Origin of the sequence: Leifsonia sp. EB34, from assembly GCF_041260585.1 — a bacterium.
Classification (GTDB): Bacteria; Actinomycetota; Actinomycetes; order Actinomycetales; family Microbacteriaceae; genus Leifsonia.
The window spans coordinates 1292234-1304185 of record NZ_JBGCCV010000001.1 but is presented as its reverse complement, the minus strand read 5'-3'; the positions used below and the strand labels follow the sequence as shown (position 1 = coordinate 1304185).

Annotated in this window: 12 protein-coding genes; 8 read left to right on the top strand and 4 right to left on the bottom strand. The window is 73.0% G+C overall.

Translation table 11 applies throughout. The annotated features are described in order from the left end of the window. Positions 1–106 precede the first annotated feature (106 nt). On the top strand, positions 107–322 hold the full coding sequence (locus ABIA36_RS06230) for a hypothetical protein (RefSeq protein ID WP_369961413.1): 216 nt from the start codon (positions 107–109) through the stop codon (positions 320–322). Positions 323–340: 18 nt separating this feature from the next. Here ABIA36_RS06230 and ABIA36_RS06225 read toward each other — a convergent pair whose 3' ends face one another. Further along, complete coding sequence (locus ABIA36_RS06225; protein ID WP_369961412.1) at positions 341–895, bottom strand: hypothetical protein; 555 nt, start codon at positions 893–895, stop codon at positions 341–343. 189 nt (positions 896–1084) lie between these two features. Here ABIA36_RS06225 and ABIA36_RS06220 point away from each other — a divergent pair, with 189 nt between their 5' ends. The 3 genes from ABIA36_RS06220 to ABIA36_RS06210 all read left to right on the top strand — a co-directional run bounded on the left by ABIA36_RS06220 (position 1085) and on the right by ABIA36_RS06210 (position 5917). Then, the gene (locus ABIA36_RS06220; protein ID WP_369961411.1) at positions 1085–4105 is read left to right on the top strand and encodes an FAD-binding and (Fe-S)-binding domain-containing protein; all 3021 of its coding nucleotides are present in this window, start codon (positions 1085–1087) and stop codon (positions 4103–4105) included. 85 nt (positions 4106–4190) lie between these two features. Continuing rightward, positions 4191–5108 (top strand): ABC transporter ATP-binding protein, encoded by a 918-nt coding sequence (locus ABIA36_RS06215; protein ID WP_369961410.1) that lies wholly within the window; start codon positions 4191–4193, stop codon positions 5106–5108. After that, entirely contained in the window at positions 5105–5917 is an 813-nt protein-coding gene (locus ABIA36_RS06210; protein WP_369961409.1) for an ABC transporter permease, read from the top strand. The genes ABIA36_RS06215 and ABIA36_RS06210 overlap by 4 nt, the downstream gene beginning before the upstream one ends. 9 nt (positions 5918–5926) lie before the next feature. On the opposite strand, the gene ABIA36_RS06205 is transcribed toward ABIA36_RS06210, so the two are convergent. Further along, positions 5927–6784 (bottom strand): sulfurtransferase, encoded by an 858-nt coding sequence (locus ABIA36_RS06205; protein WP_369961408.1) that lies wholly within the window; start codon positions 6782–6784, stop codon positions 5927–5929. A 17-nt stretch (positions 6785–6801) separates the two neighbouring features. Continuing rightward, complete coding sequence (locus ABIA36_RS06200) at positions 6802–6960, bottom strand: DUF1059 domain-containing protein (protein WP_369961407.1); 159 nt, start codon at positions 6958–6960, stop codon at positions 6802–6804. A 49-nt stretch (positions 6961–7009) separates the two neighbouring features. Between ABIA36_RS06200 and ABIA36_RS06195 the strand changes: the two genes are divergently transcribed. After that, positions 7010–7765 (top strand): BTAD domain-containing putative transcriptional regulator, encoded by a 756-nt coding sequence (locus ABIA36_RS06195; protein WP_369961406.1) that lies wholly within the window; start codon positions 7010–7012, stop codon positions 7763–7765. Positions 7766–7777: 12 nt separating this feature from the next. Here the strand turns inward: ABIA36_RS06195 and ABIA36_RS06190 are convergent, their stop codons facing one another. Continuing rightward, on the bottom strand, positions 7778–8809 hold the full coding sequence (locus ABIA36_RS06190) for an NAD-dependent epimerase/dehydratase family protein (RefSeq protein ID WP_369961405.1): 1032 nt from the start codon (positions 8807–8809) through the stop codon (positions 7778–7780). Positions 8810–8943: 134 nt separating this feature from the next. Between ABIA36_RS06190 and ABIA36_RS06185 the strand changes: the two genes are divergently transcribed. The 3 genes from ABIA36_RS06185 to ABIA36_RS06175 all read left to right on the top strand — a co-directional run bounded on the left by ABIA36_RS06185 (position 8944) and on the right by ABIA36_RS06175 (position 11942). Continuing rightward, a complete protein-coding gene (locus tag ABIA36_RS06185) occupies positions 8944–9819 on the top strand; it encodes a helix-turn-helix domain-containing protein (protein ID WP_369961404.1) in 876 nt (291 codons plus the stop codon). Positions 9820–10072: 253 nt separating this feature from the next. Then, a complete protein-coding gene (iolC, locus tag ABIA36_RS06180) occupies positions 10073–11035 on the top strand; it encodes a 5-dehydro-2-deoxygluconokinase (RefSeq protein WP_369962085.1) in 963 nt (320 codons plus the stop codon). Next, positions 11022–11942 carry a class I fructose-bisphosphate aldolase gene (locus ABIA36_RS06175; RefSeq protein WP_369961403.1) on the top strand — a complete coding sequence of 307 codons (921 nt, stop codon included), beginning with the start codon at positions 11022–11024 and terminating at the stop codon, positions 11940–11942. The genes iolC and ABIA36_RS06175 overlap by 14 nt, the downstream gene beginning before the upstream one ends. Positions 11943–11952: the final 10 nt, after the last annotated feature.

The following is an 11952-nucleotide window of genomic DNA, read 5'->3' as shown; positions in this document are numbered from 1 at the left end:
TGGCCGGCCGCGGGATGTGCAGGTGAACGCGGGCGGGGCGGTGGGCGCGTCGTCTGTCCGGACTCTCAGGATGTCCGCCCGGCCCGGTCGGTGGGACGATGGCGGCATGGACAATCTGGAGACCGCCGAAGACGCCATCCGCAGGGCGCGCTCGAGCCTCGCGTCGGCCGCGTCGGCCGGGACCGCGGGCGCTGCCTGGGTCGAGCCCCTCCGGCTCGCACTCGACGCGATCGAGAGCGCCGTCGCCGAGCTCAGCGAGCTGCGCGACCCGCCGCTGGAGAGCTCGGGAGAGACCGGCCCGGACTCCTCCTACATCCGGTAGTCGCTCCTCCTCCCTCCGCTAACCGCCGAGCGCCGCGACGACCGCCTGCGCGCTGCCCCAGTACTGCGCGTAGTAGCCCGGATCGGCGTTGACCTGAACCGCGTGCGCGGCCTCGGTGGGCGTCATCGACTGCCAGCCGAGGAGGCGCACCAGCTTGCGGAAGAAGTTGGTCGCCGCGGTGTACGGGTCCATCCGGTCGGCGAGGGTGCCCCAGGCTCCGTTGTCGCGTTGCTGGAAGAGCCCGCGGCTGTCCGGGCCTGCCGCGTCGCCGTAGTCGAGGTTGCGGAGGCCGGACTCGCCGATCGCCGTCATCACTCCGATCGTCTCGCCGTACGGGCCGACGCCCTGGTCGCGCGCGGCCGCGAGGATGGTGGCCGCCATGGCGAGCTCTGGCTCGCAGAATCCGGCGACCGGGCCCTTCGGCACTGCCCGCCCGGCCACCGTGGAGGCCGTGGCGTCGGCGCACGGGGGAGGTGCGGAGGTCGCCGGCTCGATCGTGAGCCGGGTGGCGGCGAAGAGGCCGCCGGCGACCACGAGGGTGGCGACGAGGAGGGCGATCACCGCCTTGCGCATCGCGCACCTCCCCTCCCGGACCACGCACCCGGTCCACGCACTCGGACCACCCACCCTAGGAGCGCGTCCTTTGCGCCCCCTGAACACCTCCTGGCCGGTCTCTGCGCGAGCGGGCCGGCTACCTCTCGCGCAGCGCGCCGTCGGTGGGTACCGTGGCCCTCGCGCCGGAACCATCAGGGGGGCACGACCATGACCATCACCTCCAGCGGCATCGACATCCGCACGCTCGCCGGCGCGCTCGCCGACCGGGTCGACGGGGAGGTGCGCTTCGACGACGGCAGCCGTGCGGCGTACTCGACCGACGCCTCCAACTACCGGCAGGTGCCGATCGGCGTCGTCATCCCGCGCACGGTGGAGGCGGCCGTGGAGGCCGTCGCCGTCTGTCGAGAGTTCTCAGCCCCCGTCTTCAGCCGCGGCGGCGGCACGAGCCTCGCCGGCGAGTGCACCAACCACGGCATCGTCATCGACTGGAGCAAGTACTGCAACCGGGTGCTCTCGGTCGACCCGGACGCGCGCGTGGCGGTCGTGGAGCCCGGCATCGTGCTCGACGACCTGAACGCGGTGCTCGCTCCGCACGGGCTCCAGTTCGGCCCGAAGCCGGCGACCCACTCGCACTGCACCATCGGCGGGATGATCGGCAACAATTCGTGCGGCTCCAGCGCGCAGGCGTACGGCAAGACGGTCGACAACGTGCGCCGGCTGGAGGTGTTGACCTACGAGGGCGACCGGTTCTGGGCGGGGCCGACCTCCCCGGCGGGGTTCGAGCGCATCCGGAGCGCCGGCGGCCGGGTCGCCGAGCTGTACACCGCCCTGCGCGACCTCGCTGAGGAGGACGGCGACCTGATCCGCGAGCGCTACCCGCGCATCCCGCGCCGGGTCTCCGGCTACAACCTCGACTCGCTGCTGCCGGAGGCCGGCTTCGATGTGGGCGGGGCGCTGGTCGGCTCCGAGTCGACCCTGGTCACGGTGCTGCGCGCGGAGCTGGACCTGGTGCCGCTTCCACCGGCGCGCACCTTCCTGGTCGTCGGCTTCCCGAGCATCGAGGACGCCGCCGACGCCGCCCCGACGATCGCCGGGCACGACCCGCTGACCATCGAGGGCATGGACGGCGTGCTGGTGACCGACCAGAGGACGAAGCGGCAGCACGTCGAGGCCCTCGACCTGCTGCCCGAGGGCGACGCCTGGCTCGTCTGCGAGTTCGGCGGCGACACCCGGGCCGCGTCCGATGCGAAGGCGGACCGCGCGGTCGCGGCTCTGAGCGAGCGGGAGGTCGTGCCGGAGCACCGCATCTTCGACGACCCCGCGCACCAGAAGGAGATCCTGGAGGTGCGCGAGGCCGGGCTCGGCGCGACCGCGTGGATCCCCGGCAGGCCCGACACCTGGGAGGGCTGGGAGGACGCCGCCGTGCCACCCGAGCGCCTCGGCGACTACCTACGCGACTTCCGCGACCTCCTCGACGAGTTCGGCTACGAGAACGTCTCCCGCTACGGCCACTTCGGCCAGGGCTGCGTGCACTGCCGCATCCCCTTCGACCTCGTCACCGAGGAGGGGATCGCGCACTACCGGGCGTTCATCGAGCGCGGCGCCGAGCTGGTCGCGCAGTACGGCGGGTCGCTGTCCGGCGAGCACGGCGACGGCCAGGCGCGCGGCGCGTTGCTGCCGATCATGTTCGGCGAGGAGGTGGTCCGGCTGTTCGAGCGGGTCAAGGCGCTGTTCGACCCGCACGACCGGATGAACCCGGGCAAGGTCGTGCACCCGTACCTCCCCACGGAGAACCTCCGCCTCGGCGTCGGCTACGGCCCGAAGGTCGACGTGGAGCTGCACTTCTCCTACCCGAAGGATCGCGGGCAGTTCGACCGCGCGGCGCTGCGCTGCGTGGGCGTCGGCAACTGCCGCAGCCACAGCGGCAACGTGATGTGCCCCTCCTTCCGCGCCACCAACGAGGAGGAGCATTCCACGCGCGGTCGCTCTCGCCTCCTGTTCGAGATGCTGGAGGGCCAGTACCGCGAGAGCCCGATCGTCGACGGCTGGCGGTCCACCGAGGTGAAGGACGCGCTCGACCTCTGCCTGTCGTGCAAGGGCTGCAAGACCGACTGCCCGGTGAACGTCGACATGGCGACCTACAAGGCGGAGTTCCTGTCGCACCACTATGCCGGGAGGCTGCGCCCGGCCGCCCACTACACGATGGGCTGGCTGCCGCTCTGGGCGCGGCTGGCGAGCGTTGCCCCGTCGCTCGTGAACCGGCTCGCCCGTGTCCCCGGGGTGGCGCGCGTGGCGAAGCGGCTCGGGGGCGTGGAGCCCGACCGTCCAGTGCCGCGGTTCGCGCCGCAGCGCTTCACCGACTGGTTCGCCGAGCGCCCGCCCGCGCCTCCCGCACCGCTCGGCGACGTGATGATCTGGCCGGACACCTTCACCGACAACTTCCATCCCTCCATCGGGCGCGCGGCGGTCGCCGTACTGGAGGACGCCGGCTACCGCGTCGTCCTGCCGCCCGGGCACCTGTGCTGCGGCCTGACCTGGATCTCGACCGGCCAGCTCGCGACGGCGGGACGGATGCTCGCGCACACCGCCGCTGCGCTGGCCGAGGCGCTCGGCGACGCGGTACCTCTGGTGGGGCTGGAGCCGAGTTGCCTCGCGGTGTTCCGCTCCGACGCTCCGGAGCTGCTGCCGGACGACCCGAACGTGGCCGTCGTCGCCGAGCGGGCGACCTCCTTCGCCGAACTGCTGCGGCGAACGCCCGAGTGGTCGCCCCCGCACGTCGGCGGCAGCGCGGTCGTGCAGCCGCACTGCCATCAGCACGCGGTCGGCGGCTTCACGGCGGACCAGGCCATCCTCGACGCGGCCGGCATCGTCACCACGACCGTGGAGGGCTGCTGCGGTCTCGCCGGCAACTTCGGTTTCGAGGCCGGTCACCTGGACGTCTCCGCGGCCGCCGCCGAGCACGCGCTGCTGCCGGCTCTCCGCGAGGCGGCCGCCGATGCGCGCGTCATCGCGGACGGGTTCAGTTGCCGCACGCAGGTGGAGCAGCTCGACGACACGCTCGGCGAGGGTCAGCGGCCGCTTCACCTCGCCGAGGTGCTCGCGCTGCAGCTCGGCGCTCGCCGTGGCGTCCCGGTGCGCGTCGACCGCCCGGGCCGCGCCGCGGAGCGCGTCCCGGCCGCGGCGGTCGAACGCGCGCTGGCCTCCGACCGGGTGAGGCAGCGCTCCTGACCGCGTCTCGGCCGTCATCGTCCGCATTCGCGCACCGGGCAGCAGGATGCTGCGCACCGCGCTCCGGGCGCGGGATGATTGCCCCATGAGTTCACGTCCTCCCGCCGTGGTCGTGCGCGGCCTCCGCAAGTCGTACGGGTCGTTCGAGGCGTTGCGCGGTGTCGACTTCGAGATCGCCGACGGCGAGACGTTCGCCCTGCTCGGGCCGAACGGCGCCGGCAAGAGCACGACCATCGAGATCCTGGAGGGCTACCGCGACCGCTCCGGCGGCGAGGCAAGCGTGCTCGGGGCCGACCCCGGCAAGGCGGGCACCGCGTGGAAGGCGCGGCTCGGGATCGTGCTGCAGTCCGGCGCGGAGGCCGCCAACGTGACAGTCCGCGAGCAGCTCACCCAGTTCGCGCGCTACTACCCGCGCAGCCGCGACGTCGAGGAGGTGATCGCCGCGGTCGGGCTCGAGGAGAAGGCGAAGGTCCGCATCCGCAACCTGTCCGGCGGTCAGCGCCGGCGGCTGGATGTCGCCCTCGGCGTGATCGGCCGGCCGGAGCTGCTGTTCCTCGACGAGCCGACGACCGGGTTCGACCCGGAGGCCCGGCGGCAGTTCTGGGAGCTGGTCCGCACGCTCAAACGGGAAGGGACGACCATCCTGCTCACCACCCACTACCTGGACGAGGCCGCCCAGCTCAGCGACCGGGCCGCGGTGATCGCGCACGGCGCGCTGCTCGACATCGGCGCGGTGGACGCGATCGGCGGGTCGGCGGCGCGCGTCCCCATCGTCCGCTGGCGCGATGCGACCGGCGCCCTGCACGAGGAGCGCACCGACGCGCCGGGCGCGCTGGTCGCCCGGCTCGCCGCCGAGGCCGGTGGCGAGCCGCGCGACCTGGAGGTCATCCGCCCGAGCCTGGAGGACATCTACCTCGCCCTGGTGCGGGAGGCCGACGAGCGGGCAGCGACGAGCGGAGCGGCGCCCGGCGGCGTGGCCTCCGGCGAGGAGGTGGCGGCGTGACGTCGGTCGCCCTGGGCTGGGCCCGCATCCGTTACGAGGTGCTCGTGTACTTCCGCCAGGCGGACACGATCTTCTTCACGTTCCTCTTCCCGGTGGTCATGCTCGGGATCTTCTCCGTCGCGTTCCAGGGCCTCGGCAAGGTCGGCGCCGCCCCGGACGGCAGCGGGGGCATCAGCCAGGCCGCCTACTACCTGCCCGGCATGATCGCCGCCGGCATCCTCCTGAGCGGTGTGCAGAACCTCGCCGTCGACATCGCGATGGAGAAGAGCGACGGGACGCTGAAGCGCCTGGGCGGGACGCCGCTGCCGGTGGTCTCGTACTTCCTCGGCAAGATGGGTCAGGTCATCGCGACCAGCATCCTCCAGATCGCACTCCTCCTGTTCGTCGCGCGCGTTCTGTTCGGGGTGGCGCTGCCGACCGACCCGCAGTCCTGGCTGCGCTTCGCCTGGATCTATGCGCTCGGCATCGTCACGTCGGCCGTGCTGGGCATCGCGCTCTCCGCGGTGCCGCGCACGGGCAAGAGCGCGACGGCGGTCATCATCCCGATCGTGCTGGTGCTGCAGTTCATCTCGGGCGTCTACCTGGCGTTCACCCTGCTGCCGACCTGGCTGCAGAACGTCGCCAGCCTGTTCCCGCTCAAGTGGATCGCGCAGGGGATGCGCAGCGTGTTCCTGCCCGCCGCCTTCGAGGCGAAGGAGCCGAGCGGGAGCTGGCAGCTCGGCTGGATCGCGGTGGTGCTGCTGATCTGGCTGGTGGCGGGGCTGGTCGCGTGCCGGCTGTCCTTCCGGTGGATCCGGAAGGACAGCTAGCCCGCTGGCTCACTCGATGGGCGTGTCCGGGTCGTGCCCCCACTCCGCCCAGGACCCGTCGTAGACGCGCGCGTTCGCGTGCCCGAGCAGGTAGCGCAGCGCGAACCACTCCGCCGAGCCGCGGTTGCCGATCGTGCAGTAGGTGATGACGTCCGCGGCGGGGTCGACCGCGGCGAACATGGCCGCCAGCGTGTCGCGGTCGCGGAACCGGCCGCGCTCGTCGAAGACGCCCGCGGCGTCCACGTTCACCGCGGACGGGACATGGCCCGCGCGACCTCCCGGCTCGGGAGTCCCCGACGGCCAGAAGCGCTCGCCGGTGTACTCGGCGGCGCTGCGGGCGTCCACGATGGTGGTGCCGGGACGCCCCATCGCCGCGCGCACGTCGGCGGCGGTCGCCCGGATCGAGTCGTCCGGAGCGGGCAGCGGGTACACGGTCTGCGCCACCTCGGGTGTCTCGGTCGTGAAGGGACGGCCGGCCTCCTGCCAGACCGTACGCGACGTGTCGAGGATCCGCACGTCCGCGTGCCGGTAGAGCTTCATCAGCCAGAAGCCGAGCGACGGGGCGTAGCCGTAGAGGACGACCGTCGTGTCCGGGGCGATGCCGGAGCGTTCGAAGAGCGTGCGGATCGCGTCGTCGCCGACCGGCCGGTAGTCGGGCCCCTTGAGGTCGGCGTACGGGTTCCAGAGCACCGCGCCGGGGAGGTGGCCCGACGTGTAGGCGGTGGCGTTGACGTCCACCTCGATCACGCGGACATCGGGGTCCGCGAGGTGGGATTCGAGCCAGTCCGGGCCAACGACGGGGACGTGGTCGAGGGGAGCAGCGTCGCGCACATCGCGCGCAGCCGCTCTCGTGGTGGTGGAGCTCATGGTGGCCTCCTTGCGGCTCACTCCAACTGGATCCAGCCGAGCAGGTCCTCCCGCCCGACTGCCTGGAAGAGGGCAGGATGGTCGGACCGCATGTGGGCGCTGATGTCGTCGACGACCTCGGCGTCGGTCTCGCCGCGGGCGATGTAGCCGCATTCGCACCGGATGATCCTGGTCATCTCGTCCTCCCTCATAGTTCTACGCAGGGCCCGTTGGCAGAATGTTGGCATGACCTTGGCGTCCGGTGGAGTCCGGGTGCAGCTCTGCGGGACCCTGCACCTCGAGCGTGCTGGTGAGCGGCTGGAGGACGGCCTCCCCGGCCGCCAGGGGCGGCTGCTGTTCGCGTACCTCGTCCTCAACCGGCACCGCCCGTGCACCCGCGAGGAGCTGGCCGAGGCGGTCTGGCCGGGCGCGGTCGACGTCCACGGCGCCGGGTTGAACCCGCTGGTGTCCAAGCTGCGGCGGCTGCTCGGCGCCGACGCGCTGGAGGGGCGGTCCGCGGTGCGGCTGGAGCTGGGGGAGGACGCGCACGTCGACGTGGAGTGGGCGGAGCAGGCCGTGCACCGGGCTGAGTCGCAGGTCGCCCTCGGGCACTGGGCGGCGGCCTGGGGCCCGGCGATCGGCGCGATGCTGGTGGCCCAGCGGGAGTTCCTGCCCGGCGAGGACGCCGGCTGGATCGAGGACGAGCGGCGCGCGCTCGCCGACATCCTGGTGCGCGCGCTGGAGGCCTACGGGGTTGCGAGCCTGGAGATGGGCGGCACGGAGCTTCCCGCGGCCGTGCGCGCGGGCCGCCGCTTGGTGGCTCTCGCGCCGTTGCGGGAGACCGGCTACCAGGTGCTGATGCGGGCGCTGCGGCGGCAGGGCGACGTCGGGGCGGCGGTCGCGGTGTACGGGGACCTGCGCGCGCTGCTGCGCGACGACCTCGGTGTCTCGCCGAGCCCCGCCACGCAGCAGCTCTACGCCGCACTCCTCGCGGACCCGTGAACGCCCTCGACGTCAGGCCCGGCCGCTGGCGAGCATGCTCTCGGCGGCGGCGGTCACGGCCTCCTGCCACGGCCGCGGGGCGAACCCGAGCACGCGCCGCGCCTTCTCGGTCGACACCTTCTTCCGGTAGCCGAGCTCGGCCGCCATCGGCCGCATCCCGGGATTCGCCTCCGCCGCCGCACGCACGGCCTCATCCGGGAGCAGGGCCGTCGCCGGGGGCACCCGGACCGCGCGCTCGCCGAATTCGGCTCGCAGCGCCGCGCCGACGTCCGCGAGCGGCACCGCGTCCTCCTGCGACGCGAGCAGGAAGCGCTCGCCGGCCGCGCCCTCCGCGGTGATCGCGCCGACGTGGGCTGCGGCGACGTCGCGCACGTCCACGAACGGGACGGCGAAGTCCGGATACGCGGCCAGCTCGCCGGTCAGCACGCGCCGCACCAGGTGGTTGGCGCCCGACATGCCGGTTCCGATCAGCGGCCCGACGACCGCGACCGGGAGCATCGTGACGAGCTCGGTGGGGCCGCCGTCGAGCAGTTCCCACGCCGCGCGCTCGGCGAGCACCTTGCTGCGCCCGTAGGCGTCCATCCCCGGCCCGTCGAGCGGCGACCAGTCGGCCTCCGTGAACGCGCGGTCGAGCGGCGGATGCCCGAACCCGACGGCGTGGAAGGCGGAGGTCAGCACGACGCGCGGCACTCCCGCGTCCCGGGCGGCGCGGAGCACCCGCAGCGTGCCCTCGCGTGCCGGAACGATCACGTCGTCCTCGTCGTCGACCGGTCCCAGGTGGACGGGGGAGGCGACGTGCAGGACCGCGTCGACGCCGTCCACCGCTTCCGCCCAGCCGGCGTCCTCCAGGAGGTCGGCCGCCACGAAGCGCAGTGCGTCGCCGTCCGTCATCCCGGCCTCGGCCAGCGCGGCGCGTGCGGCCGCCTCGCGGTCGAGCGAGCGGATGGTGGCGCGGACCTCGTGGCCGCTGCCGAGGAGCTGGAGGATGATGTGCCCGGCGATGAAGCCGGAGCCGCCGGTGACGAGGATGCGCTGGTCGGCCATGCTCGGTCCTTTCAGTAGGTCGTGTGCTGACCGTTCGATGCTTCCCCTCAGGCGTGACTCCATCCAGCTCCCTGTCCACACTGGTAGTGCGAGGGACAGCCGGGATGACGCGCCCGCGGCGTAGCGTTGACCGCATGAGCGACGAGCCCGACGGCCCAGGCAACCTCCTGGGCGAGTTCCTCCGCGCCCGCCGCGAGCTGGTCGCGCCGGAGAGCGTCGGCATCCCCGCGCTCGGCACGCGCCGGGTCCCCGGCCTGCGCCGCGAGGAGGTCGCGATGCTCTCCGGCATCAGCGCCGAGTACTACCTGCGGCTGGAGCAGGGCCGCGACCGCAACCCGTCCGGGCAGGTGCTCCGGTCGATCGCGCGCGTGCTGCAGCTCGACGACGAGGCGACCGCCTATCTGCTGGGCCTCCCGGACAGCGGGAGGACGCCGCGACGACCGCGCCGGTCGCGCGCGGAGACGCTGCCCGAGAGTCTGGCCGCCCTGGTGCCTCAGCTCCCGTTCCCGGCTTTTGTGGAGGGCCGCTACCTCGACGTCCTCGCCGCGAACGCGCTCGCGACCGCGCTGTCGCCGCGCCTGGTCCCCGGACGCAACCGGATGCGCGACGTCTTCCTCGACCCCGCCGAGCAGGCGCTGTTCCCCGACTGGGAGGCCGCGTCCGCCGTGCTCCTCGCGGGCTTCCGTCGCTCGGTCGGCGCCGACGCGGACGACGCGCGCGTGGTCGAGCTGGTCGGGGAGCTGTCGATCGCGAGCCCGACCTTCCGCCGGCTGTGGAGCAGGCACGATGTCCGCGAACGCCAGGGCGCGACGTTCGCCTTCCAGCATCCCCAGGTCGGCCCGGTCACCGTGCACCGCGAGAAGCTGCAGGTCACCGGCACCGACGGCATCGTCCTCGTGCTCTATCACGCCGCCACCGAGGCGGACGCGGAGAAGCTGCGCCTGCTCGGCGCGCTGGCCGACACGACGGACACGGCGCCGGAGACGACGACGGAGCGCTCGACAGCGTAAGGTGGGGAGGTCCGGGGGGACTCGCCTATCGGGGCGACTTGTCTGGTTCGATTTCCAGAGTCCTCCACCATTCGTCTCACGTCACGCGCGCCCGCGGCCTCCCGAGCCGCCGCGCGACCTCGCAGAACAGGCTCTCTTCGGCCTCGGCCGTTCGCGCTTTCCTCTTGTCGGAAACCTTGTCAGTTTGATAGAACATAAGGTGTAGGCTTTGGCGAGCGAGAACGGCACGACCCCGACGAAGGAGTTCCACGACATGACGAGCGAGACCTTCGATCTGATCACGATCGGGCGCATCGGTGTCGACCTCTACCCCCTGCAAGACGGTGTCGGCCTCGAGGATGTCGAGACCTTCGGCAAGTTCCTCGGCGGCAGTGCGACCAACGTGTCGATCGCCGCTGCGCGCCACGGCCTCCGCTCGGCGGTGGTCACCGCAACGGGCGACGACCCGTTCGGCCGTTACGCGCGCCGAGAGCTGCGCCGGCTCGGCGTCGACGACCGGTTCGTCGGCACGGTCGACGCCCTCAAGACCCCGGTGACGTTCTGCGAGATCTTCCCGCCGGACCACTTCCCGCTGTACTTCTACCGCGACCCGCTCGCGCCCGATCTGGCCATCACGGCGAAGGATCTCGACCTCGACGCGATCCGCAGCGCCCGCATCTACTGGTCCACCGTCACCGGCCTCTCCCGCGACCCGAGCCGCACCGCGCACCACGTGGCCTGGGAGGCCAGGGGGCGGCAGCCGCTGACCGTCCTCGACCTCGACTACCGGCCCATGTTCTGGCCGAGCGCGGAGGCGGCCACGGCCGAGGTGGAGCGCGCGCTCGGCCACGTCACGGTCGCCGTCGGCAACCGCGAGGAGTGCGAGATCGCCGTCGGTGAAAGCGATCCCGTGCGCGCGGCCGACGCCCTCCTGGAGCGCGGCGTCGAGCTGGCCGTGGTCAAGCAGGGCCCGCGCGGCGTCCTCGCCAAGACGCGCGAGGAGACCGTGGAGGTGCCGCCCTACCCCGTGGAGGTGGTCAATGGCCTCGGCGCCGGCGACGGCTTCGGCGGCGCGCTCTGCCACGGCCTGTTGCAGGACTGGTCGCTGGAGCGGGTCATCCGGTTCGCCAACGTCGCCGGAGCCATCGTGGCCACGCGCCGCGAGTGCTCCACCGCCATGCCGTCGACCGCCGAGGTCGAGTCCGCGCTGAAGGAGCTCCAGAATGTCCCCAGCTAGCCTGATCGCCGGTTCCGCTCCCCTCATCGACGCCGCCGCCTTCGATCGCCTCCGCGCCCGGCGCCATGCCAGCCCGGACGACGTCGCGACGGTGCTCGCCACCCGCGCCCGGCGCCCCCTGGTCCGCGACGACGGCCGCCTCTTCATCGTCGCCGCCGACCACCCGGCCCGCGGCGCCCTCGGCGTCGGCGACGATCCCGTCGCGATGGCCGACCGCTACGAGCTCCTGCAGCGGCTCGCGCTCGCGCTGTCGCGCCCGGGCGTGGACGGCGTGCTCGGCACCCCCGACATCATCGAAGACCTGGCGCTGCTCGGCGCCCTCGACGACAAGATCGCCGTCGGCTCGATGAACCGCGGCGGCCTGCGCGGCGCCGTCTTCGAGATGGACGACCGGTACACCGGCTACGACGTCGACGCGATGGTGGACGACGGGGTGGACGCGGCCAAGCTGCTCGTCCGGATCAACCTGGAGGACGCCGCCACGGCGCGCACGCTGGAGGCCACCGCGCACGCGGTGACCGCGGCCGCCCGTGCGCGGCTCCCGATCCTCCTCGAGCCGTTCATGAGCCGGTGGGACGACGGCCGGGTCGTCAACGACCTCACGACGGACGCCGTCATCCAGTCGGTGGCCATCGCCTCGGGCCTCGGCGCCTCGTCGGCGTACACCTGGCTCAAGCTGCCGGTCGTGGCCGAGATGGAGCGCGTCCTGGCGGCGACCACGCTGCCCACGCTCCTGCTCGGTGGCGACACCGACGCAGCGCCGGAGGAGACCTTCGCGTCCTGGGAGGCCGCACTGACGCTCCCGGGCGTGCACGGCCTCGTCGTCGGGCGTACGCTCCTCTACCCGAAGGACGGGGACGTCGGCCGCGCCGTCGACATCGCCGCCTCCCTCGTCCACGGCCGCTGATCCGGCCCGC